The organism is Shewanella indica (genome assembly GCF_002836975.1).
In the GTDB taxonomy this organism is placed as follows: Bacteria; Pseudomonadota; Gammaproteobacteria; order Enterobacterales; family Shewanellaceae; genus Shewanella; species Shewanella indica.
In genome coordinates, this window is sequence record NZ_NIJK01000053.1 from 39,114 (window position 1) to 64,042 (window position 24,929).

The following is a 24,929-nucleotide window of genomic DNA, read 5'->3' on the forward strand; positions in this document are numbered from 1 at the left end:
ATGGAAAAGCCGACGGCGATGCTTGAATTCTCAGCCTTTATTCAAATTAAATTTGTTGTTTGGGTGTGGGTACGTCTGCTACTGATATTCTGCCTTCCACAAAGTCAAAGGTTCGGCAGAGCACCATTGCCAGAATTTCTTCTCCACCAAGTCACTTGCCGCGGCAGCATCCCGCCCCTCAAACAAGCGCCAATTTTCCTCTGCAGACTTCAGGGCATACTGTCTCAAGTGACCGGTGACCCTCTCGAAATCGGATGGCTCGAGAAGAAATATGCTGCCATCCCTGTAAGACTCCCAAGGTACCTGATCTTTAGGTTGTCGTTGATGATTCTGGAAGAACGCCTCGCTGTAGATGCTGGCCGAACCACCCGCAGACACACAGTCGTCCCAACGTTGGCAGCGAAAGAAAAACTCGTCCTCTGCCTCGGCAGTGCCTGTTAGCTCTCTATAGGGGCAAGATCTTTCCCAAGGCTTATTGATATTGGCCTCGGCCACACCTTGGCGCGCAAGCTCTATCTCATGGGGCTTGGGGAACCTGTCCATCAGTAATTGCGCTGGTTCGCCACTCTCGTCTGCCATCAAAATGGAGGTAGTTCCCAAAAGGAACACACCGAGCGCGACGCGGGTGAAAGTTGACTTTGAAAACGATGGCATCAAGCGAAATGACATTCTACAACCCTCTGAAGGACTATGTTATTTATCCAGAAACAGGAATAGGCCATTTATAACAATGGCCTTTATCCTTACTTGTGCTGGTTACTTACGAGTACTGGCCTTTGAAGCAGTCTCGTTGTAAGCGTTCAAGCCACCAGCCTTGGCAGCATCAGTTACCGCCTTTTTGCCCGCAGTTTCTGCCTCTCTGTTTGCTGATTTGGCTTCATTGGCGCTGCCAGAAAGTTCAGCGGCCATAGAAGCCGTTTGGTTACGCACCACATCACCAAACATGGTGAAAGCACCGATGGCTGCAATGGCAATTAGAGCAACAATTACGATGTATTCAGTCATACCCTGACCGCGAATTTTACGTTGGAACATAGTTTCACTCCTTGAAGCAATTGATAGTAATTTCGCGGTTATTATTAGAGTAATCCTTCTATGACTCAATTACTCCGGAGGATAAAAATTACTCAGGCATTACACCCTAAAGGATTAATTAATTAGTATGATGACATTAATTGAATTCGCCCTTTAAGGTTGTTTTTTCTGTAAATGTTTTGGAGATGCATTTTTACAGTGTTCAGCGAAATATTCAGCGCATCTGCGATTTCCTGATTGCTTAGTCCTTTAAAAATACAATCCACTATTTGCCGCTCTTTCTGGGTAACATCAAGAGCCGTTCTTTCAGAACTGATCACCTTGTTTTTAGAGAATATTTCAAGAACATATTGCGAGAGTGCTTTTCGTGAAAAGTACATCTCACCTTTAACAAGGCAATTGATAGCAGATAGCTGTAACACTAAAGAACAATTATTTACCAATTGGCCGTGAAACCCCGCCCGCAGCAATTCGACTTCGATTTGAGTATCGAGGTGATTGACTATCGCAATATAGGCTGTAGAGGGCTTTTGCATCGAAAATACGCAGGGCTCTGGCTTTTGTCTACAATCTACAAAAACCACGCGACTGATATGCTGTTCATCTGTGTATGATAATGCTTTGCGTAAACACAGCCCATTCGCAAGGTAGAGTTGCTTTAACTCAGGCAGTAAGTCAAAACCCTCTCCCTCCAGGTGTATACTGGCGCGAGTTCGTATATCCATTTCGTATATCCATATAGTTCTCGGGTAATATTCAGCTGAAACAAATACGAAGGCTGACACTTTAATTGTTTTATCGTATCATCCTACTCTCTTAATTAATACGCTAAAGTAAGATTCGCCCGCTGAAAAGGATTTTTTTATGGGACAAAATACTTTATTGAGTGCAGTATTTTTGGTTGTTACTGCCTTCAGTGCCTCTGCCAGTACGCTTTTCGGCATTTTCCCTGATGCCAAATATCCCGCAGAAAAACGCATTCATTTTACGCCATTTGATCTCATTACTGCCGTTGATGGAGACAAGCTCTCCGTTTTGCCTGTGTCAGGAAAACTGACTCAACACAGCTTCGAGCTCCCAGACAGCTATACGCTGGAGCTTGTTATCAATAACTATTTGGCACAACTTAAAAAAATAAATGCTGAGATAGTGTTTCAATGCCAGCAGGAAGCCTGCGGTGATCCCTATGTCCTAAGGGACCAGTTGGCACCTAGGATAACCGTAGATACCAGTTATCTCGGCGCATACGTGGCGGCAAAGCTAACAGGTTCCAGCGGGGATGTTTACAGCGTCATCTATGCTTTTCACCGTGAGGACCGTTACACCAAGGTACAGCTTGTGACCCTTGAGAGTATTCCCGAGCCACTGGATCTGATTGAGGCAAACCCGGCGTTTTTACAGCAGGCTCCACAAGAGGTGGAGATAAAAGATAGACGCAGTGAAGATAGTCAGGACTCGGCAGATCATCCGCTGCTTGGCCGCATGCCCGGCAGTTTCATTAGTCGCTACAAGCAAACCAATTTTACCCAAGTCCCTGTGATTGTCGGCATATCTGCAGCCGGTTATCAGACCCAGCCACTCAATGCCAAACTCACCGAGATACGTTATCGGATGCCAGAGGAATACTCGCTGTTTGAAATCAGCAGTAACTACGCCGCCGCAGCCAACAAGCTGGCCGCTGAGTCCGTATTCCATTGCGAGGGTAAAGCCTGTGGTGACGATGCCGAATTGATAAAGTCCATGGGGTTACATCAGGATGTTAACACCGATGAATGGCAGGACTATCAGCTATTTAAACTGAGCCGCCCTGGTGGTGATGTGTATTTCGATATCTATGCCCAGGGCCGCTACGATGGCACGCCGGCAGACACCACTGTGCGAGTGATGGAGCTTTCGGCACTGAAAGATGACAGGGTTGTCATTGACCTCGATGCTCTCACCAAGGCCATTACCCAATCCGGCAAGGCTACTCTGGAAGGCCTGCTGTTCGATTACGACAGTGACCAGATGCTGTCAGAGTCCAAGCCAGTGCTGGAAGTACTGGCAAGCTACCTTAAGCAGCACCCGAAGCTGGATTTTTACGTGGTCGGCCACACCGACGATAAGGGCGACAACCGCTATAACCAGAGCCTGTCACAGCGCCGAGCGGCGGTAGTGATAAAACAGCTCACCGAGCAATACCAGATCCCCGCCAGCCAATTAGCAGCCCATGGCAATGGCGAGTACAGCCCCGTTGCCAGCAATGCCAACGAAGCAGGCCAGCGGCTGAATCGCCGTGTGGAGCTGGTGCTCCGCTCTGACAAAAAGTAACCCACTGAACCTTCGCAGCCGGTTACATTGTACTGTCATCAACGGTGAGGTTAACCCGTTGGTTACGTAGGGAAATAGACCACATAATTGCAGATGACTTTACTCTGGCTGTAGCTCTGACAGGTCTTTGTACCATAGCTGGCAGACGAAGATATTTATAAGTGGGTGGGTGTTTTAGGTTTGTCGTGAACGTACAGGTTTAAGGTTTCTTAGCTGCGTTTACGTTTATTTTGGCGTTCACCTTGTATATTTGTGGTGTAGCCATAGTCATAAACTAAGCGTAGTGAGCGTGTGTCGTCAGTTCTAAGTGTTCGTTTTTCAATGGAAATTTTCATTTTAGCCCCCAATTGGTCCCCAATACGGCATTTATCATGTCATTGGGGCCCAACTGGGGACTAGATTTGGCAATAAACGGCAAATGACGTACTAATAAAATCAGTGGGTTATCTGCTATCGTTTGCTGTTATTTTCCGTTATTTGCCCGCTTTACTTCCCGATACAGAAGCTGGAAAAAATTCTCCCCAGTAAATCGTCAGAGGTGAATTGGCCGGTGATTTCGGCCAGAGCCTGTTGAGTCATGCGCAGTTCTTCGGCCAGCAGCTCACCTGCCTGATAGACTTCCAGCTGTACTTTGCCCTGCTGCAGATGTTCACCGGCGACTTCCAAGGCTTCCAGGTGACGGCGACGGGCGATAAAACCGCCTTCCAGGTTACTCTGATAGCCCATCAGGTTCTTGAGGTGCTGTTTCAGTGCATCGACCCCGAGCCCGGTTTTGGCTGAGATCCTAAAGACGTCATAGCCTTTCTCTTCGCTGGGGCTCAGTGACTCACCGGTCAGATCCGCCTTATTGCGTACCACAGTGACGCCGAGGTTTTCCGGCAGGCGATCAATAAAATCAGGCCAGATTTCATGGGGATCAACGGCTTGGGTTTCTGTGCCATCGACCATAAACAATACTCTGTCGGCGGTAGCGATTTCTGCCCAGGCTCTTTCTATGCCTATCTGTTCCACTGTGTCAGTGGTGTCGCGCAGGCCGGCTGTGTCTATGACATGCAGCGGCATGCCATCCAAGTGGATATGCTCCCGCAATACATCCCTTGTGGTGCCGGCTATTTCGGTGACAATCGCCGACTCTTTTCCCGCCAGGGCGTTGAGCAGACTGGACTTACCGGCGTTGGGGCGGCCGGCTATCACTACTTTCATCCCTTCGCGGATGATGGCGCCCTGCTTGGCACTGGCTTGTACCAAGTCCAGTTTATCTATGATGCGATAAAGGGCATTGGCAATCTTGCCATCAGAGAGGAAGTCTACCTCTTCATCTGGGAAGTCGATGGCGGCCTCGACATAGAGACGCAGATTGGTAACCTGTTCTACCAACTCATGCACTTCGCGGGAAAACTCGCCCTGAAGTGATTGTAGTGCGCTTTTGGCGGCCTGTTCACTGGTGGCATCGATAAGATCGGCAATCGCTTCTGCCTGGGTTAGATCCAGCTTGTCATTCATAAAGGCCTGTTCGCTGAACTCCCCTGGGCGTGCCAAGCGGATCCCCTCGACTTCCAGGACTCGCTTAATCAGCATGTCCATGACGATTTGACCACCATGGCCCTGAAGTTCCAGCACATCTTCACCGGTAAAAGAATTCGGGCCTTTGAAGAACAGGGCGATACCCTGATCCAGCACTTCTCCATGACTTCCTTTGAAGTCACAGTAATCGGCATATCTTGGCTTGGGCTGGTGGCCCAGTAATGCCTGTGCAACGGCTTGGGCCTTGGGCCCCGAGACTCTGACTATGCCAACACCACCGCGACCTGGAGCGGTGGCCTGGGCCACGATAGTATCTGTTGTCACTGCATTAACCCTTGAAAACTTATTTATAAAAGCAAAAGGCGACCCTTAGGCCGCCCTTGAACATTTGACCCGAAATAGGCTTATTTTAAGCCTTTTTTCTCCAGGCCGGCATAGATAATCTTCTGCTGGATAATGGCAACTATGTTACCCACCAACCAGTAGAGTACCAGACCGGATGGGAACCAGAGGAAGAACACGGTAAAGATGACCGGCATCCATTGCATCATCTTCTGCTGCATAGGATCCATAGTCGGTGCCATTGGCTGCATTTTTTGCATCAGGAACATGGAAACACCCATCAGCAAAGGCAGGATGTAGTAAGGATCCTGTACCGACAGATCGTCAATCCACAGCATGAACGGCGCATGGCGCAGTTCCACACCTTCCATCAGTACCCAGTAAAGGGCAATAAAGATAGGCATTTGCAGCAAGATAGGCAGACAGCCACCCATAGGGTTCACTTTTTCCTTCTTGTACAACTCCATCATGGCCTGGCCCATCTTCTGGCGATCATCGCCGAATCTGTCCTTCAGCTCCTGCAGTTTTGGTTGCAGGTTACGCATTTTGGCCATAGAGGTGTATTGCGCCTTGGTCAGCGGGAACAGAATACCGCGCACCGTTAGGGTGATAAGTATGATGGCCACACCCCAGTTACCCACGATGGATTGGAAGAACATCAACAGCTTGTAGATAGGCACAGCCAGCCACCAGAGGAAGCCATAATCCACAACCAGGTTAAGGGTGTCAGACAGTTCGGACAGGGCGGCTTGATCCTTTGGACCTACGTAGAAGTCGGCGCTCAAGGTCATTTCAGTGCCAGGGGCTACTGTCTTTTTCTCGCCCATGAAGCCAATGTTGGCGGTACCTGAACTATCTCTGGTAAATATGGTGTTGGTTTCATTCTTTGGCGGAACCCAGGCCGACACAAAATAGTGTTGCAGCATGGCGGCCCAGCCACCTTCTGTCTTCTTCTCCAGGTTCTTTTCCTGGATATCTTCAAAGTTATACTTTTCGTAGCGGATATCGGCAGTCGAGAAGGCGGCACCACGATAAGTTGGCATCATCATGCTGCTGTCTGAAGGCTTGATGGTCTGTTTTATCTGACCGTACATCTGAACTTGCAGTGGCTCTGATGTGGTGTTGTTAATCTTGTACTCAACGTCTACGGCAAACTGACCTTTGTGGAAGGTGTAGATCTTGGTGTACTTGGCGCCGTTTGCTGCTGTGTAGCTCAATGGAACAGTCAGTGTGTCCTGGCCATCGGCAAGAGTGAATTCTTTGGCGCTGGCTGAATAGGTAGCACGGCCCTTGGTACTGTCTGTACCGCCGCTGCCCATTAGGCCACTCTGGGCTATGTATACGAACCCAGGCTTCTGTTCCAACAGGATGAAGGGTTCGTCTTTGTTCAGCTCCAGTTTGTGAGAAACCAGAGCGGCATGAACAATGTCACCGCCGACAGGGTTGATCAGCACATCCAGTTGATCTGTGGTGACTCTGATAAGATCTTTGGACGCCACGGCTGTTTCTTCTGGCATGCCTGATTCGGCTACCGGAACGTCAGCGCTGTGAGTTGTCTCTTGAACGGAAGTGGCAACTGTATTTTCAGTTACAGCGGGTTTGGGTGCTTTATCGGTTTGCCATTGTTGCCACAGCAAAAAGCTGACAAACAGCAGGCCGATAAGCAGTAAATTGCGTTGAGATTCCATAGCCTATTTATTACACCTGTCATTTTTAGGGGGGACGGGATCACTGCCGCCCGGATGTAAAGGGTGACATTTTAATATGCGTTTGATTGCAAACCAACTCCCTTTAATCGTTCCGTGCACTCGCACCGCTTCTATGGCGTAGTGAGAGCAGGTTGGATTAAAGCGACAACGAGGCCCCAGCATAGGGCTGATAAGGAGTTGGTAGGCTCTGATCGCCTTAATTATCAGCCATTGAAACGGCGACTGAGTTTGCGCCATAACTTTTCTACCAGCTTTCTGAGCTGTTCATTATCCATATCCAGCACACCGCCGCGAACCAGGACCACTATATCCAGTGGTGGCAAATCATGTTGATTGAGGCGGAAGCTATCCCGGATCACCCGCTTGATACGATTGCGTTGATTGGCTCTCTTTACATGGCGTTTAGCCACAGTGAGTCCAAGACGCGGATGTTGCATCTCATTGGGTACAGCAAGCAGGGTTATCTCAGCTGAGGAGGCTTTAATGGGGTTGGAAAATACGGTTTTGAATTGCGCGGGAGTTAGCAAGCGTAACTCCCGCGTAAAGGTGTAACGAGTCACCTAGTTGTCTACTCGCAATTAAGCAGACAGACGAGCGCGACCTTTGGCACGGCGACGAGCCAGTACCTTACGGCCGTTCGCTGTAGCCATACGAGCGCGGAAGCCGTGAGAACGCTTGCGCTTCAGGTTGCTAGGTTGAAAAGTACGTTTACTCATGATGGCAATCCGTCTTTGTTAGTGAATTTACCTTATCTCTGTTTGAGGTAAGGGCAAAAAAGAGGCCGAATTGTAATCACTTTAGTCAGGGCAGTCAACACGTGCAGCCCCTCTCAAGGTAATTTATCTCGGCATTTTCGCGATCTGTTGAGCTGTTGTCACCACAGGATGTGGATAACTCTGTGTACGGACACTACATCTTGTGGATCCATTAATCTTTTGGCAGATCGGCGGTCGCTGATTATAGATCAGGGTGGATCGCTTTATAAAGCGGGATTTTAACCGGCTCGCCAAATAGCGGATCTTGGGAGATCGATCTGGATCCGACAGATCTGACTGTTGGGATCTGCCTGGGGATAATTACACTTAAAGGATAGCGATTATTCAGATCTCACTATAGAATACCCTCCTTTCGAGGCGATCTTTTGGGGATAAGTACGTGGCGGTTTCACTTTGGCAGCAATGTATCGGACGACTACAAGATGAGCTTTCTGCTCAACAATTCAGTATGTGGATCAGACCGTTACAAGCCGAAATGGATGGGGATACCCTGGTGCTCTATGCGCCCAACCGGTTCGTGCTTGACTGGGTTAGAGATAAATATCTCAACATTATCAATCAGTTTTTTACTGAGCATTTGGGCAATGATGCACCGAAACTCAGGTTTGATATTGGTAGCCGTCCGTCGGCCAAGCCCCAGGTACAGGCCCCAACTGCGACCAAGGCGTCTGTCAGCGCGCCCAAGAGTGCAGCCGGTAAAGGTGCAACCTTTAACACTGCTGCTGAACCGGCTGTAAACCACAGTTATCGCAGTAATATTAATCCCACTTACCAGTTTGACAACTTTGTTGAAGGTAAGTCTAACCAACTGGGTAAGGCGGCCGCATTGCAGGTGGCAGAAAACCCGGGTGGTGCCTATAACCCTCTGTTTTTGTATGGCGGTACCGGTCTGGGTAAGACTCACCTGTTGCACGCCGTAGGCAACGGCATTATCAAGAATAATCCCAACGCCAAAGTGGTTTATATGCATTCCGAGCGTTTTGTTCAAGACATGGTCAAAGCGCTGCAAAATAATGCTATTGAAGACTTCAAGCGTTACTACCGTAGCGTAGATGCCCTGTTTATTGATGACATTCAGTTCTTTGCCAATAAAGATAGATCCCAGGAAGAGTTTTTCCATACTTTTAATGCCTTGCTTGAGGGCAATCACCAGATCATTTTGACATCGGATCGTTATCCGAAAGAGATCGATGGTGTGGAAGATCGACTCAAGTCGCGCTTTGGCTGGGGTCTTACCGTGGCCATTGAGCCGCCGGAGCTGGAAACCCGGGTCGCCATTTTGATGCGCAAGGCGCAGGAGAGCGGGATCAACTTGCCGGATGAAGTGGCCTTCTTCATTGCCAAGCGTTTACGTTCCAACGTGCGTGAATTGGAAGGGGCATTGAACCGGGTTATCGCCAATGCCAACTTTACCGGTCGGCCAATAACCATTGATTTTGTGCGCGAAGCCTTGCGTGACCTCTTGGCTCTGCAGGAAAAATTAGTCACTATAGACAACATTCAGAAAACAGTGGCTGAATACTACAAGATCAAGATGGCCGATATGCTGTCCAAGCGCCGTTCCCGCAGTGTGGCGAGACCGAGGCAGATGGCCATGGCATTGTCTAAAGAATTAACCAATCAGAGCTTACCTGAGATAGGTGATGCCTTTGGTGGCCGTGACCATACAACTGTGCTGCATGCTTGCCGCAAGATTGCGCAGCTGCGGGAAGAGAGTCACGACATTAAAGAAGATTATGCCAACTTGATTAGAACCTTATCTTCTTAATCAGGGAACAGGACCATGAAATTTTCGATCGATAGGGATGCCCTATTAAAGCCGCTCCAGTTGGTCAGTGGCGCGGTGGAAAGACGCCATAACTTGCCCATTCTGGCAAACCTCCTGGTGGAAGTAAGCAATCACTCACTCAAGATGACGGGTACAGATCTTGAGGTGGAACTGGTCGGTAGTGCCGAGGTCAGTGGCGAAGTGCAGGAAGGTCGCACCACAGTGCCGGCCAAGAAACTGCTCGATATCGTCAAGTCTCTGCCTGAGCAGAGCGAAATCAAAATCGAACAGCAGGAAAACAAGTGGCTGCTTCGCAGCGGTCGCAGCCGTTTCTCATTGGCGACGCTACCGGCAGAAGAATACCCCAATGTCGAGAGTTTCCAGCCTGCCATCGAATTTAGCCTCAAGCAGGGCACACTCAAGTCACTGATAGATGCTACTCAGTTTTCCATGGCCAACCAGGATGTGCGTTACTACCTCAACGGCTTGCTGCTGGAAACCGAGGGTAATGTACTGCGCGCCATTGCAACAGACGGCCACCGCTTGGCTCTGAGCCACAGAGAGATAGCAGCCTCTTTGCCGGAAAATCAGGTGATCGTGCCTCGTAAAGGGGTGATGGAGCTGGCTCGCCTGCTGGACAGTGAAGATCAGGATATCCATATTGCCATTGGTGAGAACGCCATTCGTGCTACTACCGCCAGCGCAGTGTTCACCAGTAAGCTGGTGGACGGCCGCTTCCCGGATTATCGTCGGGTATTGCCCAAGGGTGGTGACAAGATAGTGCTGGCCAGTCGCAATCAGCTTAAGCAAGCACTATTGCGGGCATCTATCCTGTCCAATGAGAAATTCCGCGGTGTCAGGGTACAGCTGGAAAATGCGCTACTCAAGATTACCGCCAATAACCCGGAGCAGGAAGAAGCCGAAGAGATCATCGATGTGGATTATGCCGGTCAGCCGCTCGAAATTGGCTTCAACGTCTCTTATCTGCTGGATGTGCTCAATGGCCTCAAGGCCGACGAAGTCAGGATTACCCTCAGTGATGGTAACTCCAGTGCCTTGATTGAAAACCACGTCGAGGAAGACTCCATGTACGTGGTGATGCCGATGCGCCTCTAGGGGCGACTTTGGGCCTTAAATGAGTCTAACTCGTCTCAATATCCAAGCTTTTCGTAATATCGATTCAGCCCAACTGCTTCCCGGCACTGGGCTGAATCTTATTTACGGCCAAAATGGCAGTGGCAAAACCAGTGTCCTGGAGGCGATTTACTTTCTGGGGATGGGACGTTCATTTCGCAGTCATCTGTCTCAGAGGGTGATCAATAACCAACAGGATCAGTTGACCCTGTTTGCCAATTTGAACCTGCCCTCCGGTGACAGTAAGTTGGGACTGCGACGGTTTCGCAGCGGCGAAACCGAGGTCAGAATGGATGGCGAGAAGATAAAGCGCCTGTCTGTGCTGGCCGACACTCTTCCAATCCAGGTAATAACTCCAGAGAGCTTTTCGCTGCTGTTTGAAGGCCCTAAGGCCAGGCGTCAGTTTATCGACTGGGGCGCCTTTCATTGTGATCCGCAGTTTTATCAGGCTTGGGTTAATGTAAGAAGAATCCTTAAACAGCGTAATCAGTTACTTAAGGATGGTGCTGCCTATCAGCAAATCGCATTCTGGGACCGGGATTTTGTCCGTTACTCCGAGTTGGTTACTGAGATACGAAAGGCATATGTAGACTCGTTAAATGAACTACTTAAGGGTATAATCGGGGAGTTTCTACCACAGGTTGATATCAAGGTTTCTTTTACCCGTGGTTGGGATAGTAAAACTGAGTTTGCGGCCCTGTTGCAGGCGTCTTATTCCCGGGATCTATCCATGGGGCACACTGTCAGTGGCCCCCATAAAGCTGATTTGAGACTCAGAGTGGGTAATTTGCCTGCTCAGGATGCTTTGTCTCGTGGTCAGCTGAAGTTGTTGGTGTGTGCATTACGAATAGCACAGGGAAAGTTACTTAAACAACAAATAGATAAGAATAGTATCTATCTGGTCGACGATCTGCCGTCAGAGCTGGATGCGAAACACAGGAAGTTATTGCTGCGGCAGTTGAGCGAAACCGGGGCGCAAGTGTTTGTCACTGCGATTGACCCGGCGGCAATATCAGATTCATTAAGCACGCCCCCCAGCCGGATTTTTCAGGTGGAACAGGGGCGGGTAACGGTCATTGAATAACCGATGAGAGAATAATATGTCAGAGAACAGTTACGATTCTTCGAGTATTAAGGTCCTTAAGGGCCTTGATGCGGTACGTAAAAGACCTGGGATGTATATTGGTGATACCGACGATGGCACGGGTCTGCATCACATGGTATTCGAAGTCGTCGATAACTCTATCGATGAAGCTTTGGCGGGCCACTGCAGTGACATAGTGATCACCATTCATGTTGATGGTTCTGTCTCTGTAAAAGATGATGGTCGTGGTATTCCGGTTGCCATTCACCCTGAAGAAGGAGTATCGGCAGCTCAGGTTATTATGACAGTGCTGCACGCCGGCGGTAAGTTCGATGACAACTCCTATAAAGTTTCCGGTGGTCTGCACGGTGTAGGTGTATCCGTGGTTAACGCACTGTCGGAAAAACTGCAACTGACTATTCGCCGCGATGGCAAGGTTTATGAGCAGTTTTACAAACATGGTGAGCCGCAAGAGCCTATCAAGGAAATCGGTGAAGCGACTAAAACAGGTACTGAAATTCGTTTCTGGCCCAGCCATGAAACCTTTACAGATACCGAGTTTCATTATGAGCTGCTGGCCAAGCGTATTCGCGAACTGTCATTCCTGAACTCCGGCGTGGGTATTCGTCTGGTTGACGAGCGCGACAACAAAGATGAGTTATTCCATTATGAGGGCGGTATCAAGGCCTTCGTAGAATACCTGAACCGCAACAAGACTCCGGTGAATAAGGATGTTTTCCATTTTTCTCAAGAGCGGGAAGATGGCATTACTGTCGAAGTGGCAATGCAGTGGAACGACGGTTTTCAGGAAAGCATTTTCTGTTTTACCAACAACATTCCGCAGCGTGATGGTGGTACTCACTTGGCAGGTTTCCGGGCGGCATTGACCCGTAACCTGAACAACTACATGGAGAAGGAAGGCTTCAACAAGAAGGGCAAGACCAACGCCACAGGTGACGATGCCCGTGAAGGTCTGACCGCGGTGGTATCTGTGAAGGTTCCGGATCCTAAGTTCAGCTCCCAGACCAAAGACAAGCTGGTTTCCAGTGAGGTCAAAGGCGCCGTGGAACAGACCATGGGTGAGAAGCTGAATGACTATCTGCTGGAAAACCCAGCCGATGCCAAGATGATTGTTGGCAAGATTATCGATGCTGCCCGCGCCCGTGAAGCGGCCCGCAAAGCGCGCGAGATGACCCGCCGTAAAGGTGCTTTGGATTTAGGTGGTTTGCCGGGTAAATTGGCAGACTGTCAGGAAAAAGACCCAGGTCTTTCTGAAATCTACATAGTGGAGGGTGATTCGGCCGGCGGTAGTGCCAAACAGGGCCGAAACAGAAAGAACCAGGCTATTTTGCCACTCAAGGGTAAAATTCTTAACGTAGAGAAGGCTCGCTTCGACAAGATGCTGTCTTCTCAGGAAGTGGCCACTCTTATCACCGCCCTTGGCTGTGGTATCGGCCGTGATGAATATGATCCGGACAAGACCCGTTACCACTACATCATCATCATGACGGATGCTGACGTCGACGGCTCGCACATTCGTACGCTGCTGTTGACCTTCTTTTTCCGTCAGATGCCAGAGCTGATCGAACGTGGCTTTGTTTATATTGCTCAACCTCCTTTGTTCAAAGTGAAAAAAGGCAAGCAGGAGCAATATCTGAAAGATGAACCGGCATTGACTGAATACTTGACCACTCAGGCTTTGGATGGCGGCTGCATCTATCCATCCAAGGATGCACCGGCTATGTCTGGTGAAGGCCTGGAGCGTCTGGTTTACCAATATCGTGAAGTGGAAGCCATCATTGAGCGCTTGGAAAAACGTTATCCAACCAATGTGACCAACCGCATGCTGTATCGTCCACGGGTGACAGCCGAAATGTTGGCCGACGAAGCCGCTATGACCAATTGGTGCAACGGGCTGCTGCAGGATCTTGAAGATGAAGAGAACGGCGGCGTGATCTACAAGATGGAAACTGTGCTGGATCCTGAGCGTAAGGTGTATCTGCCGCAGCTCATTGTGCGCAAACACGGCATAGATACCCATTATCTGTTTGGTTATGACTTCTTCCATTCCAGCGATTATGAACGCATTGCCAAGCTGGGTGAGCAGATCTGTGATCTGATTGAAGACGGTGGCTATGTTAAACGCGGTGAGAGGGTTAAAGAGGTCAGCAGTTTTGTTGAAGCTCTTGACTGGCTGATAGCCGAGTCCAAGCGCGGTCTCTATATCCAGCGTTATAAAGGACTGGGTGAAATGAACCCTGAGCAGCTATGGGAAACCACCATGGATCCAGAGAGCCGTCGCATGTTGCAGGTTACCATTGAAGATGCGATTGCCGCTGATCAGCTGTTTACCACTCTGATGGGCGATCAGGTTGAGCCAAGACGCGACTTTATTGAGGCCAACGCCCTCAACGTGGCTAACCTCGACATTTAATCAAACTGCTTATTATCTTTAAAAGGAAGGCTTCTGGCCTTCCTTTTTTATTGGATGTTCGCCGCGTTTACTTTGTTAAATAGCGATTATACTGAACCATCTTGGGTGGAATAATTGCGCAGGAAATCAATTGATAAGACTCTTCAGGAAACTGTTTAATCTCAGGGAAAAGGTTGAAGTAGAGCGACCGAAAAGCTTCAACGAAGCCCCGCCCAATATCCAGCATGAGCGGAAAACCTTGAGCCGCTCCCGGGAGACAGCCACCGAGAGCGATGAGTTGGTGACCGCCGTTGATGCTACGGCGCTATTTTACAGTTTACTGTTCTCCGTCAGCAGTCAAAATAGCGGTGGCGTAGCCAATAAACTCGAAAAGCGGGTCATGAGCGACATTGAGCTGGCTCTGGCCTCACCGCAGCAGATTGCCGATTCTGTATTGCAGATCCCTGGCCGAATGCTGGAGCTGGACAGTAAACTCAGCGATCCTGAATTTGATAATCAGGATATAGTCGCGCTTATTCAACAAGATCCCGTGTTGAGTGCCGAGGTGATCCGCATCTGTAACTCGGCGGCTTTTCGCCGCAGCGAGCGGCAGATAACCAGTCTTCAGCAGGCTTTGGTTCAACTGGGCAGCAACAGGTTGAGACGGATAGTGACCACCTGCATGATGAAAGAGATGATAGATATCAAACCTATCTACTTTCGCCGCTTTGGGGCCCATTTGTGGCGCCATTCACTGCAGGTGGCTTTCCTGGCCGGAGAATTGGAAACCGAAGAACCTGATACTGCTTTTATGGTGGGGCTGCTGCACGATGTTGGCAAGATAGCCATCTTCAAACTACTGCTCGATGCCTTTATTCAAGCCGAGCCTGGTGAGCAGCCCAAGTCCTGGCTGTTCCGTCAGGTGATGACGGCGCGCTCCCTGTCATTGAGTAGCCTGCTGGTGAGTTGTTGGCAGTTGCCCAAGGCATTTGAGACTGTATTGCAACCTTTGGCCAATGTCGGTGCCAAGCCGGAAAATCGTTTAAGCCAGCTGATTTGGCAAGCCAATCTGCTCAGTGAATGTTCTATGCTGGTGGAAGAGGATAAGTTGCCTCCGGAATTGCTGGACGCCTTGTTGAAAGAAGCCAATATCAGCCGGGGAATGTTTGAACAATGGCACAAGCAACTGCTTGAAATAAAATGAAAAAACGCGCTTTCGGCGCGTTTTTTTATCGGTTTGCCATTACAGCAACAGCCATCACTGCAACAGTGATATGTCGGCCACCCGCAGGAACTGATTTCGCAGTTGATTCAGCAGTGCCAGACGATTGCGGCGCAGCGCCTCATCGTCGGCCATTACCATCACATCTTCAAAGAAGGTATCTACCGGCTCTTTCAGCGTCGACAGCAGGGTCAATCCCTGTTGATACTCCCCTTTGGCAAATAAGGGGTCAAGTTGTGGCTGAAGTGAGCTCAGAACTTGATTCAGGGCTTTCTCGGCATCTTCCTGCAGCAGAGTCATATCGACTTCGCTTGGCAATTCACCTTCAACCTTGGCAAGAATGTTGGAAACCCGCTTGTTGGCAGCGGCCAGAGAGGCTGCCTGCTCCAGGGTGCGGAAATGGCTGACGGCCTGGATACGGCTGTCAAAGTCGGCCGGACGAGTTGGTCTACGGGCCAGAACCGCCAGAATCACATCGGTACTGATGCCTTTATCTTGATACCAGGCGCGGAAACGGCCCATCAGGAATTCCAGCACCTCTTCGGCGCAGTTCTGATTGCTGAGGTTGCTGCCGTGGGCCTTGATGGCGTAGGCAATCAGCTCGACCAGATCCAGTGGCAGTTTGTTCTCAACAATGATCCTCAGTACACCTATGGCCGCGCGGCGCAGGGCAAAGGGGTCGGCAGCGCCTTTAGGAGCCTGGCCGATACCGAATATTCCGCTCAGGGTATCCAGCTTCTCTGCCAGTGCAACAGCGCAGGATACCGGCGCTGTTGGCACAGTATCACCGGAGAACTTGGGCTTGTACTGTTCTTCCAATGCCTGGGCAACCGCTTCGGTTTCCCCTTCGAGGCGCGCGTAATGCATGCCCATGGTGCCTTGAGTGTCGGTAAATTCCATGACCATATTGGTCATCAAATCGGCCTTGGACAACAGACCGGCACGCTTGGCATCGGCTTGGTTGGCATCGATTTTGGCCGCAATGGCTTCGGCCACACAGGAGATACGCTCCACTCTGTCTTTAAGGGTGCCCAATTGCTTCTGGAATACCACGGTTTCCAGGCTGGCAATGCGGGACTCGAGTGATTGCTTTTTATCTGTGTTAAAGAAGAATTCGGCATCGGCCAGGCGAGGGCGGACAACTTTCTCATTTCCGGCAATGATTTGCGCCGGATCTTTGGACTCAATATTGGTCACAAAGATGAAGTTGGGCATCAGTTTATTGTTGCCATCAAATACCGGGAAGTATTTCTGATCGCCTTTCATTGTGTAGACCAGGGCTTCAGCGGGCACCTGCAAAAACTTCTCTTCAAAAGCCGCTGTCAGTACCACAGGCCATTCAACCAAGGAGGCGACTTCTTCAAGCAGTTCATCGGCGATATCGGCACGGCCACCCAACTTGGCAGCGGCTTTTTCTGCGTCTGTCTTGATGATATCTATTCTGGCCTGATAGTCGGCAATCACCTTACCGCGCTCTTTCAAGCTGCTGAGATAGTTGTCGGCATGATCCAGCTCGAAGCTGGCTTCACCCATAAAGCGGTGACCTCGAATGGTACGCGCTGAATTGATACCCAGCAGCTCACCGGCTACCAGCTTGTCGCCCAGTAGTATAGTAACTGTGTGCACGGGGCGGATAAATTGAGTCTTGTTGCTGCCCCAGCGCATAGGCTTGGGGATCGGCAGCTTGTCCAGAGCGTGTTGAGCCATGGACGGGATCAGGCTTTCAGTGGTCACACCTTCAACCTTGGCTCGGTGCAGCAGCCATTCACCCTTGTCTGTCACCAGACGCTCGGCTTCGGCAACGCTGATACCATTGCCGCGGGCCCAGCCTTCGGCGGCCTTGGTTGGCTTGCCTTCGGCATCAAAGGCCGAGCTGACCGCTGGGCCTCTTTTCTCAACCACTTTATCCTGTTGTGCCAGAGCCAGTTGCTCTATGTAGAGCGCCAAGCGGCGCGGAGCGGCATACCAGTGTGCCTTGCTATAGCTGAGTTCGGCCTTGTCTAGTTCTTCGCAGAAGTTGTTTACAAAAGATTCTGCCAGAGTGCGTAGGGCTTTTGGTGGCAGCTCTTCTGTACCTATCTCTATGAGTAAGTTGTCAAAATTCATTAGTTCTACCTCACTTGCACATTGGGAAGCCCAGGGCTTCACGCGCCTGGTAATAAGCTTCGGCTACCGCCTTGGCCATGGTGCGCACCCGCAGGATATAGCGCTGACGCTCGGTCACAGAGATGGCGTGACGGGCATCGAGTAGGTTGAAGGCGTGTGAAGCCTTCATAACTTGCTCATAAGCGGGCAGAGGCAGAGGTTTTTCCAGTGAAAGCAGGTGCTGGCAGGTTTTCTCGCACTGATCGAACAGACCGAACAGGAAGTCGACATCGGCATGTTCAAAGTTGTAGGTTGACTGCTCCACTTCGTTTTGGTGGAACACGTCACCATAGGTGATCCTTCCCATTGGGCCGTCGGTCCACACCAGATCATAGACGCTGTCTACGCCTTGAATATACATGGCAAGACGCTCTAGACCATAGGTGATTTCGCCGGTTACCGGGCTACACTCTAGGCCACCAACCTGTTGGAAATAGGTGAACTGGCTGACTTCCATACCGTTGAGCCAAACTTCCCAGCCCAGGCCCCAGGCTCCCAGGGTAGGTGATTCCCAGTTGTCTTCAACGAAACGGATATCATGGATACTTGGGTCTACACCTAGGGCTTGCAGTGAGCCGAGGTATAGCTCCTGAATATTATCCGGTGAAGGTTTCAATACGACCTGAAACTGATAGTAGTGCTGAAGACGGTTGGGGTTTTCACCATAGCGGCCGTCGGTAGGGCGGCGCGATGGTTGGACATACGCGCTGCTCATCGGCTCAGGGCCCAATGAACGCAAAAAGGTTTGTGGATGGAAGGTGCCGGCACCGACCTCCATGTCCAGGGGTTGAACTATGGCGCAACCTTGCTGCGCCCAGTATTCTTGCAGGGTCAAGATAAAACCCTGGAATGTCTTCACGTCGTGTTTCGTCGTCATATCTACTGCTGTCAGCTATTAATAGAAAATGGTTTCGATTATACCTTGTCGATATAGGCTTATGTAGGTTATTTTTTATCGGATTTAGCGATTTAAGGGATTTTGAGTAATGGATATAGTTCGTTGTGGCTGGGTGACTGATGATCCACTCTATCAGGAATATCACGACAAGGTGTGGGGAAGGCCGGTTTACGATGCCAAGGAACTGTTTGCCAAGCTCTGTCTCGATGGTCAGCAGGCGGGACTGTCTTGGCTGACCATACTCAAAAAGCAGGCTAACTATGAACGCGCCTTTGCCGGGTTTGATCCCCAAGTCATTGCCGGGTTCGACCAAGCCAAAATAGAGGAATTGCTGCAAGACCCAGGGATAGTGCGCAACAGAGCCAAGGTGAATTCCATAGTTCGAAACGCCAAGGCATATCTGGCATTTGTGGAACAAGGTAATGATTTTTCAGAATTTCTTTGGGGTTTTGTCGGCGGGGTACCCAAAGTGAATCGCTTTGAAACCCTGACTCAGGTTCCGGCTCAAACACCCGAGTCGGAGGCGATGTCCAAGGCGCTGAAAAAACTGGGGTTTAACTTCTGTGGCCCGACGATTTGCTATGCCTTTATGCAGGCTGTTGGCATGGTCAACGATCATTTGTTGGATTGCTGTTGTTATCCCCATGATTAAGTTTTCCCGGCGTCGCCGTTTTTTGTTGGCGCTGTTCGATTCGGGTCCAGGGCCCGGGCCCTTTGCGACGATAATCTATCTACCGTTGTGCATGCTATTCTGGATGTTTATCGCATTTGTTTTTGGTCGATTATTGGCGCTTAGTGATGGCGTAAGTGTGTTTATTGGGGCGCTATTTGCATTGCCAACTCTGGTGCTGGTGAACTTGTGGGCCGTACGGGTGGGCGATACTTTACGGCGACTCAGCTTTGGCAAACAAGCCATCATGCCGACACTCATCCGTTTCCTGTTGCCGGCGCTTGTTAGCTATCTACTGTTAGCTTTGGTACTGCTACTGCTTATAAAATAAAAGGATGTTCCACGTGGAACATCCTTCCGTATTTACGTCGTGTTTAATCTTTTTTAAATATCTTCAAAGAAGAAGGGCTGGCGCTGCTTCTTATCACCATTGAGTTGATTCATGGTTTCGGCATCATAGAGTTTGCCATTGACCATAGTATGAGTGACCCTGTCTGTGACCCTAATGTCCTCTAGTGGGTTACCGTCGATAACAATAAGGTCGGCTAATTTGCCTGGCTTAATTGAACCAAGCTGATGGTCCATAGCGAAGGTCTTGGCGGGATAAAGCGTTGCCGTCTTCAGCACTTCCATATTGCTCATACCGCCCTGGGCAAACATCCACATCTCCCAATGAGCTGCCAAGCCTTCACGCTGACCATGGGCACCAATGTTGGGATGGATCCCCAATTGATTCACCTCATTGGCGACTCTGGCTACATTGAAATGGTTGTAATGTTCATCCGGTGCGGTAGGCCTTCTCATGGAACGAGCCCGCAACAGATCGGCAGGAACATATTTTGACAATCGTGGATGAGCCCAGACATCTGTCTTATCGTACCAATAGTTTTCACCCGAAATGCCGCCATAGGCCACCACCAGAGTGGGGGTGTAACCTACTTGGGTTTGGCTCCAGAATTGCTTAATATCGTCGTAGATTGCTGCGGCCGGCAGGGAATGTTCCACTGTGGTGTGGCCATCGGCAATCATGGTGAGATTATGCTGCAGCAGGCTTCCTCCCTCAGGAACCACCATCATCTCCAGTTCTCTGGCTGCGGCTATGACTTGTTGACGCTGATTGCGTCTGGGTTGGTTATAGCTCTTGACGCTGAAAGCGCCGACTTTTTTAAGTCGTTCGAGGTGGAATTTGGCATCACCCAATGAGTCTATGTGGCTGGTGTAGCCAGGTAAGTTGGCACCATAGAGTATGGTGCCGGTAGAGAATATCCTCGGACCAACAATCTTTCCGGCTTTTTGTTGCTCGCTGGCAGCAAAAATTTCGGTAGTGTCATTGGAGGGATCATGGATGCTGGTAACCCCCAAGGCCAAGCCGGCATATAACTGCCAGTTCTGCTGGGGTATGATTTCGCTTTCACCTTGAGCGCCATGGGCATGGGCATCAAACAGACCCGGCATCAGTGTCTTACCTGAGATATCCACTAGCATAGCATCATCTGGAATAGCCATGCCGGCTTCACCCACGGCTTGGATATGGTTATCTTTCACCAACACCACACCCTTATCTATGACCCTATCATTCTCCATTGTGATGATCTTTCCGCCGACGAAAGCGATTGTTCCACGTGGAACATCCATCTCTGTCTGGAAACCAATCTCAGTAACTTGGACCTTGTTCTTAGCATTCTTCTCTCGATAGTCGTTATCCAGGCTCACTTGATAGAGCTCTGGGCCAAGGGTCCAATAGAGTTGATCGCTGTTGGCGCCCCAACTAATACTCTCACCGGCGCGGGTACTGAGCTGTGTTACCGGTAAATTAGTCGCCTTAGGCCCGATATCAACGGTTTCACCATGCTTGGCGAATGGGGTGACCCAAACCCGGAAACGTTCCGCAAACGCGAGCTGTTTACCATCGGGGGATACTCTGAATTCTGTGGCGTGTTTGCTGGTGTAGTGTACCCGCTTATCGAAACCACTAAGTGATATCGAGGCTAGCTGCGGCGTTTCACCACTCTCCATAAAGTAGACTCTGTCATTATCGGCACCAAACTGTGGCTGGAAGCCCTGAGCTGAGAGTTTCTTTAGTTCTTTACCATTGCTGTCAACCAAGTAGAGCCCGGGATCCTGACTCCAGGTTTTGGGGGTAATATAGCCACCGGCAATTTTACGAAACACCACCTGTTTGCCATCGGGAGAGAAGGTGGGCTCGATATATTTCCCTGGCTCTTGGGTAAGTGTTGTGGTTTTTCCTCCTCGGGCACTGATGGTTCTAACGCTGCCTTGTTGCTGATCATTCCATGTGGTAAACACCACTCGCTTACCGTCACGGGACCATTGAGGGAATAACTCTTTCAACTGTTCATCCAAACGGGTCAGGCGTTTCGGTTTGCCGTCCGGCAGCTGTTTTATCCAGATTTTTCCCAGAGCTTCGTAGATGACTTTGGTTCCATCTGGCGACACCTGAGCCATGCGCAGCATTTTGACATCCAGTTGCTGCTGATCTATATCCTGCTTAAAGCGCACCGCCGGTTGCACAGCAAGCTCTGTGGTGACATTGAATGGGATCTCTGCCGTTTGCTTGGATGCCAGTTCGAGTTTGTGGATTTTGCCTTTTGCCCAGAAATAGATCTCTGCACTATCTGGACTCCAGGCCATAGTGGGATAAACACCGTGTATCGCCCAGGTTTCCTGCATGTCTCTGTCAAGGTCGCCATAGAGCTTTTGCTCTTTACCGGAAGTCAGATCCAACAAGTATAAGGTTGACTGAAAACCGTCGCGTTTGATGTAGGCCAACTGTTTACCATCCGGGCTCGGGGTCGGCCTGATGGCGCCACCAGTGCCCTCGACAAGCACTTCGATATTCCCGGTTTGGGTATCGTAGCGTTTTATCTTGTATATGCCTTTGACCGAGTCTTTGGAGTAGTGGAAGGTTTTACCCGGGGTGGCATCTTGGCTGAAATAGATATATCGGCCGTCAGGGGAATAGGCGGGTTCACCCAGGTCTTTCTGATCATTTGGCCGCTCGGTGAGTTTAACTCCTTCGCCACCGGCAATATGATAAAGCCAGACTTCACCGGCACCTAGACTGCGGCTGGCTGTGAAGTGCTTTCGCGCCACCAGATATTGGGAGTCTGGGCTCCAGGCCGGGCTGTTGAGCAGGCGGAATGTTTCATTGGTTACCGGACGCGGATTACTGCCGTCAGCATTCATTACCCAGATGTTGTCGCCGCCATCTTGATCCGACGTAAAGGCAATGTATTTGCCATCAGGGCTGTAGACGGGTTGCATCTGCCAGGCTATGCCTTGTGCCAGAGGTTTGGCTTCGCCGCCCTGAGCGGGAATTCTGTAGATGTCACCCAGCAGATCAAAAACCAGATATTTGCCATCCGGGCTCAGGCTCAGATTCATCCAGGTACCTTCAGATACCTGAATTTTGGCTTGTTCAAGAGGAGCATTCAGCGGGGCATTGACGTCCCACTTGGGGGCTTGATCGTCACTGAATGCCGAAGCTGAAAAGAGCAATGAAACAGCTGTGTACAGAGGGGTTAGTTTAGGTCTCAACATGACAGCGGCCTTATTTTAGTTATCGGTTACCGACTGTCTGTTATCTCACAAATTTATTAACAGTAAAACCTCAATACTGTATCAATTGGTTTTCTGTTTTTTATAAGTCTAAGTTGCGATTTGGCCAACTATCGAGTATCTGGACCGGGTCCTGAGGTCTGATTTTTCCCGGATTGATCACTTTGGCGGTACAGCCACCACGCCAACCAGGCATTAATGCTGCTTCCAACCCTGGGTGTGCTCGCTCCATTTTGCCGCAAGGGTCTGTTTCTCCGGTAAGTTCAAGCACCAGATGCTCACCAATCTTCAGGTATTTCCCCACCAACTCAGGTGCAAACTCCAGACCATCCAGCAGCAAGTTGGCTCTGCGGCTCGTCCAGGGAATCTCTGTCTGCAATTGAGCACAGGCTTGTTGCCACTGCTGTTGGGACAACAGTGTCACCTGACGCTTTCCCGGTTTGCCGAAAACGTCGCCCTCTACACCTTGAGCCAAACTGACTTCGGCATAAGGTAATAAATCCATTGGGGCGTTTCTTTGCTTTTTATGGGCGATAGCGAGCAGGGTAATCATTAGGTTCCTTCCTGGTAAGTGGGTTAGAGACCTTTCTTAATCAAATATTGATAAGGTAGGTTATCCGTTTGGCTGGCCACCAAGGTGTGGTCCATAAACTGGCAAAAGCTGGGAATATCTCTGGTGGTAGCCGGATCATCGGCGATAATGAGCAGAGTTTCTCCCTCGGCCATATAACGGACTTTCTTGCGAACCATCATGACAGGCTCCGGACACCTCAAACCTAAAGCATCCAGTTGATGTTGGGCACTGGCAAAAACCTGACTCATATAACCTCTTACAACGAGAACAACAGAAGTGGCTAATATTACTCCAAGGCAGCGGTCAAACCAAGTTGATAGCTATTTTTTGTGCTCTATCGCATTGTTCCACGTGGAACATGGCTCTACTTGTTATTCAGTACTTGGTTCTAGCTTCACATTTAATCAAAGCGCTTTATTGTCAGCGAGCTGACCTTGTCTTTGTGGACATCAGGTTAATTAAAGGATTATCTCTGTGATGGGGACAAACAGCTTTACATAAAAAAACCGCTTAAGGAATAAGCGGTTTTTCATTAAGAAGGGCAGCTTCTCTATGATGCTCTCTGTGTTGGTGATATTTACTCAGACACGCTCAAATACAGTGGCAATACCTTGGCCGAGACCAATACACATGGTTGCCAGACCCAAAGTCGCGTCTTTACTCTCCATCAGATTGATCAATGTGGTGGAGATACGGGCACCCGAGCAACCCAGAGGGTGACCCAAAGCGATGGCACCACCGTTGAGGTTAACCTTCTCATCGACCAGCTCCATAAGACCTAGATCTTTCACGCAAGGCAGAGACTGCGCGGCAAAGGCTTCATTCAGCTCAACCAGATCGATATCCGCTATGCTAAGACCTGCGCGAGTCAGTGCTTTTTGTGTAGCTGGAACCGGGCCATAGCCCATGATTGATGGGTCACAGCCGGCAACTGCCATCGACTTGATGCGAGCTCGGATAGGCAGTCCCAGCGCCTTGGCTTTTTCTTCTTCCATCACTAGCATGGCCGATGCGCCATCGGACAGGGCCGAAGAGGTACCAGCGGTAACAGTGCCGTTGGCCGGGTCAAACACGGGGCGCAGGCCTGCCAGTGATTCCATACTGGTTTCAGGGCGGATCACTTCGTCATAATCGATTTTGATCAAGGCACCACTGGCATCATGGCCTTCGATAGCCTGGATCTCTCTGGCAAAACGGCCTTCAACTGTGGCTGCATGCGCACGTTTGTGCGAGCGCACGGCAAACTCATCCTGCATTTCACGGCTAATACCGTGCATGCGACCGAGCATTTCCGCCGTCAGTCCCATCATGCCGGCAGCCTTGGCAACCCGGGTTGCCAAGCCAGGGTGGAAGTCGACCCCATGACTCATGGGAACATGACCCATATGTTCAACACCACCAATGATGAAGGTGTCTCCCATGCCTGTCATAATGGCCCTGGCTGCCTGGTGAATGGCTTCCATGGAGGAGCCACATAGACGGTTTACAGTAACCGCACCAACTTGCTTGGGGATACCCGCGAGCAGAGAGGCATTACGGGCGATATTAAAACCTTGCTCCAGAGTCTGCTGCACACAGCCCCAGATAACGTCTTCTATGGTGCCGGGATCCAACTGGGGATTACGTACCAGCAGGGCTTTCATCAACTCGGCAGAGAGTGTCTCTGCACGAACATTTCTAAATACACCAGCCTTGGAACGGCCCATGGGTGTACGAATGCAATCTACGATAACTGCTTGTTTCATG

Annotated in this window: 22 protein-coding genes; 8 read left to right on the plus strand and 14 right to left on the minus strand. The window is 50.1% G+C overall.

All coding sequences use genetic code 11. From position 1 onward, the window contains the following. Positions 1-78: 78 nt before the first annotated feature. From CX650_RS18765 to CX650_RS18775, 3 genes are all read right to left on the minus strand, one after another. Complete coding sequence (locus tag CX650_RS18765; RefSeq protein ID WP_189484317.1) at positions 79-579, minus strand: hypothetical protein; 501 nt, start codon at positions 577-579, stop codon at positions 79-81. 177 nt (positions 580-756) lie between these two features. Further along, positions 757-1,035: a pilus assembly protein gene (locus tag CX650_RS18770; protein ID WP_101096709.1), complete on the minus strand. Its 279-nt coding sequence runs from the start codon at positions 1,033-1,035 to the stop codon at positions 757-759. Positions 1,036-1,157: 122 nt separating this feature from the next. Beyond that, positions 1,158-1,760 (minus strand): response regulator transcription factor, encoded by a 603-nt coding sequence (locus tag CX650_RS18775; RefSeq protein WP_101096710.1) that lies wholly within the window; start codon positions 1,758-1,760, stop codon positions 1,158-1,160. A 139-nt stretch (positions 1,761-1,899) separates the two neighbouring features. On the opposite strand from CX650_RS18775, the gene CX650_RS18780 reads away from it, so the two are divergent. Then, the gene (locus CX650_RS18780) at positions 1,900-3,345 is read left to right on the plus strand and encodes an OmpA family protein (protein ID WP_101096711.1); all 1,446 of its coding nucleotides are present in this window, start codon (positions 1,900-1,902) and stop codon (positions 3,343-3,345) included. A gap of 486 nt (positions 3,346-3,831) precedes the next feature. On the opposite strand, the gene mnmE is transcribed toward CX650_RS18780, so the two are convergent. The 5 genes from mnmE to rpmH form a co-directional block, all read right to left on the minus strand. Further along, positions 3,832-5,193, minus strand: a complete 1,362-nt coding sequence (gene mnmE, locus CX650_RS18790; RefSeq protein ID WP_101096712.1) for a tRNA uridine-5-carboxymethylaminomethyl(34) synthesis GTPase MnmE — start codon at positions 5,191-5,193, stop codon at positions 3,832-3,834. 80 nt (positions 5,194-5,273) lie between these two features. Continuing rightward, positions 5,274-6,899 carry a membrane protein insertase YidC gene (yidC, locus tag CX650_RS18795; RefSeq protein WP_101096713.1) on the minus strand — a complete coding sequence of 542 codons (1,626 nt, stop codon included), beginning with the start codon at positions 6,897-6,899 and terminating at the stop codon, positions 5,274-5,276. Between the two features lie 3 nt (positions 6,900-6,902). Beyond that, complete coding sequence (gene yidD / locus CX650_RS18800; protein WP_101056527.1) at positions 6,903-7,157, minus strand: membrane protein insertion efficiency factor YidD; 255 nt, start codon at positions 7,155-7,157, stop codon at positions 6,903-6,905. After that, a complete protein-coding gene (gene rnpA / locus CX650_RS18805) occupies positions 7,124-7,480 on the minus strand; it encodes a ribonuclease P protein component (protein WP_101056528.1) in 357 nt (118 codons plus the stop codon). The genes yidD and rnpA overlap by 34 nt, the downstream gene beginning before the upstream one ends. An 18-nt stretch (positions 7,481-7,498) precedes the next feature. Continuing rightward, positions 7,499-7,636 carry a 50S ribosomal protein L34 gene (rpmH, locus tag CX650_RS18810; RefSeq protein WP_011758135.1) on the minus strand — a complete coding sequence of 46 codons (138 nt, stop codon included), beginning with the start codon at positions 7,634-7,636 and terminating at the stop codon, positions 7,499-7,501. Between the two features lie 439 nt (positions 7,637-8,075). On the opposite strand from rpmH, the gene dnaA reads away from it, so the two are divergent. The 5 genes from dnaA to CX650_RS18835 all read left to right on the plus strand — a co-directional run bounded on the left by dnaA (position 8,076) and on the right by CX650_RS18835 (position 15,299). Then, the gene (gene dnaA / locus CX650_RS18815) at positions 8,076-9,464 is read left to right on the plus strand and encodes a chromosomal replication initiator protein DnaA (protein WP_039035678.1); all 1,389 of its coding nucleotides are present in this window, start codon (positions 8,076-8,078) and stop codon (positions 9,462-9,464) included. Between the two features lie 15 nt (positions 9,465-9,479). After that, positions 9,480-10,580, plus strand: coding sequence for a DNA polymerase III subunit beta (dnaN, locus tag CX650_RS18820; RefSeq protein ID WP_101096714.1), 1,101 nt, complete (start codon positions 9,480-9,482; stop codon positions 10,578-10,580). Between the two features lie 19 nt (positions 10,581-10,599). Continuing rightward, a complete protein-coding gene (recF, locus tag CX650_RS18825) occupies positions 10,600-11,682 on the plus strand; it encodes a DNA replication/repair protein RecF (protein WP_039035679.1) in 1,083 nt (360 codons plus the stop codon). 16 nt (positions 11,683-11,698) lie between these two features. Continuing rightward, positions 11,699-14,116: a DNA topoisomerase (ATP-hydrolyzing) subunit B gene (gyrB, locus tag CX650_RS18830; RefSeq protein ID WP_101096715.1), complete on the plus strand. Its 2,418-nt coding sequence runs from the start codon at positions 11,699-11,701 to the stop codon at positions 14,114-14,116. A 130-nt stretch (positions 14,117-14,246) separates the two neighbouring features. After that, positions 14,247-15,299 carry an HDOD domain-containing protein gene (locus CX650_RS18835; protein ID WP_226685164.1) on the plus strand — a complete coding sequence of 351 codons (1,053 nt, stop codon included), beginning with the start codon at positions 14,247-14,249 and terminating at the stop codon, positions 15,297-15,299. A gap of 54 nt (positions 15,300-15,353) precedes the next feature. On the opposite strand, the gene glyS is transcribed toward CX650_RS18835, so the two are convergent. Both glyS and glyQ read right to left on the minus strand, forming a co-directional pair. Next, complete coding sequence (gene glyS / locus CX650_RS18840; protein WP_101096717.1) at positions 15,354-17,423, minus strand: glycine--tRNA ligase subunit beta; 2,070 nt, start codon at positions 17,421-17,423, stop codon at positions 15,354-15,356. 10 nt (positions 17,424-17,433) lie between these two features. Then, positions 17,434-18,339: a glycine--tRNA ligase subunit alpha gene (glyQ, locus tag CX650_RS18845; protein ID WP_028780936.1), complete on the minus strand. Its 906-nt coding sequence runs from the start codon at positions 18,337-18,339 to the stop codon at positions 17,434-17,436. Between the two features lie 109 nt (positions 18,340-18,448). On the opposite strand from glyQ, the gene CX650_RS18850 reads away from it, so the two are divergent. After that, positions 18,449-19,012, plus strand: coding sequence for a DNA-3-methyladenine glycosylase I (locus CX650_RS18850; RefSeq protein WP_025011835.1), 564 nt, complete (start codon positions 18,449-18,451; stop codon positions 19,010-19,012). Between the two features lie 103 nt (positions 19,013-19,115). Continuing rightward, positions 19,116-19,361, plus strand: a complete 246-nt coding sequence (locus CX650_RS18855) for a hypothetical protein (RefSeq protein WP_157823090.1) — start codon at positions 19,116-19,118, stop codon at positions 19,359-19,361. A gap of 53 nt (positions 19,362-19,414) precedes the next feature. Here CX650_RS18855 and CX650_RS18860 read toward each other — a convergent pair whose 3' ends face one another. The 4 genes from CX650_RS18860 to fadA all read right to left on the minus strand — a co-directional run bounded on the left by CX650_RS18860 (position 19,415) and on the right by fadA (position 24,928). Continuing rightward, positions 19,415-22,591, minus strand: coding sequence for an amidohydrolase family protein (locus tag CX650_RS18860; RefSeq protein WP_101096719.1), 3,177 nt, complete (start codon positions 22,589-22,591; stop codon positions 19,415-19,417). A 100-nt stretch (positions 22,592-22,691) separates the two neighbouring features. Further along, the gene (locus tag CX650_RS18865) at positions 22,692-23,162 is read right to left on the minus strand and encodes an MOSC domain-containing protein (protein WP_101096720.1); all 471 of its coding nucleotides are present in this window, start codon (positions 23,160-23,162) and stop codon (positions 22,692-22,694) included. Between the two features lie 23 nt (positions 23,163-23,185). Next, positions 23,186-23,431, minus strand: a complete 246-nt coding sequence (gene tusA / locus CX650_RS18870; RefSeq protein WP_101056537.1) for a sulfurtransferase TusA — start codon at positions 23,429-23,431, stop codon at positions 23,186-23,188. Between the two features lie 333 nt (positions 23,432-23,764). Continuing rightward, on the minus strand, positions 23,765-24,928 hold the full coding sequence (gene fadA / locus CX650_RS18875; RefSeq protein ID WP_039035688.1) for an acetyl-CoA C-acyltransferase FadA: 1,164 nt from the start codon (positions 24,926-24,928) through the stop codon (positions 23,765-23,767). Position 24,929 lies beyond the last annotated feature (1 nt).

What these genes read in the sequence shown, in the direction of transcription:
- CX650_RS18775 (WP_101096710.1), bottom strand. Translation starts at nt 1,760, where the DNA reads ATGGATATACGAACTCGCGCCAGTATACACCTGGAGGGAGAGGGTTTT.
- dnaN (WP_101096714.1), top strand. Translation starts at nt 9,480, where the DNA reads ATGAAATTTTCGATCGATAGGGATGCCCTATTAAAGCCGCTCCAGTTG.
- CX650_RS18855 (WP_157823090.1), top strand. Translation starts at nt 19,116, where the DNA reads ATGTTTATCGCATTTGTTTTTGGTCGATTATTGGCGCTTAGTGATGGC.
- CX650_RS18860 (WP_101096719.1), bottom strand. Translation starts at nt 22,591, where the DNA reads ATGTTGAGACCTAAACTAACCCCTCTGTACACAGCTGTTTCATTGCTC.
- gyrB (WP_101096715.1), top strand. Translation starts at nt 11,699, where the DNA reads ATGTCAGAGAACAGTTACGATTCTTCGAGTATTAAGGTCCTTAAGGGC.
- CX650_RS18850 (WP_025011835.1), top strand. Translation starts at nt 18,449, where the DNA reads ATGGATATAGTTCGTTGTGGCTGGGTGACTGATGATCCACTCTATCAG.
- CX650_RS18770 (WP_101096709.1), bottom strand. Translation starts at nt 1,035, where the DNA reads ATGTTCCAACGTAAAATTCGCGGTCAGGGTATGACTGAATACATCGTA.
- CX650_RS18765 (WP_189484317.1), bottom strand. Translation starts at nt 579, where the DNA reads ATGGCAGACGAGAGTGGCGAACCAGCGCAATTACTGATGGACAGGTTC.
- fadA (WP_039035688.1), bottom strand. Translation starts at nt 24,928, where the DNA reads ATGAAACAAGCAGTTATCGTAGATTGCATTCGTACACCCATGGGCCGT.
- rpmH (WP_011758135.1), bottom strand. Translation starts at nt 7,636, where the DNA reads ATGAGTAAACGTACTTTTCAACCTAGCAACCTGAAGCGCAAGCGTTCT.
- glyQ (WP_028780936.1), bottom strand. Translation starts at nt 18,339, where the DNA reads ATGACGACGAAACACGACGTGAAGACATTCCAGGGTTTTATCTTGACC.
- yidC (WP_101096713.1), bottom strand. Translation starts at nt 6,899, where the DNA reads ATGGAATCTCAACGCAATTTACTGCTTATCGGCCTGCTGTTTGTCAGC.
- CX650_RS18780 (WP_101096711.1), top strand. Translation starts at nt 1,900, where the DNA reads ATGGGACAAAATACTTTATTGAGTGCAGTATTTTTGGTTGTTACTGCC.
- tusA (WP_101056537.1), bottom strand. Translation starts at nt 23,431, where the DNA reads ATGAGTCAGGTTTTTGCCAGTGCCCAACATCAACTGGATGCTTTAGGT.
- yidD (WP_101056527.1), bottom strand. Translation starts at nt 7,157, where the DNA reads ATGGCGCAAACTCAGTCGCCGTTTCAATGGCTGATAATTAAGGCGATC.
- glyS (WP_101096717.1), bottom strand. Translation starts at nt 17,423, where the DNA reads ATGAATTTTGACAACTTACTCATAGAGATAGGTACAGAAGAGCTGCCA.
- recF (WP_039035679.1), top strand. Translation starts at nt 10,600, where the DNA reads ATGAGTCTAACTCGTCTCAATATCCAAGCTTTTCGTAATATCGATTCA.
- CX650_RS18865 (WP_101096720.1), bottom strand. Translation starts at nt 23,162, where the DNA reads ATGATTACCCTGCTCGCTATCGCCCATAAAAAGCAAAGAAACGCCCCA.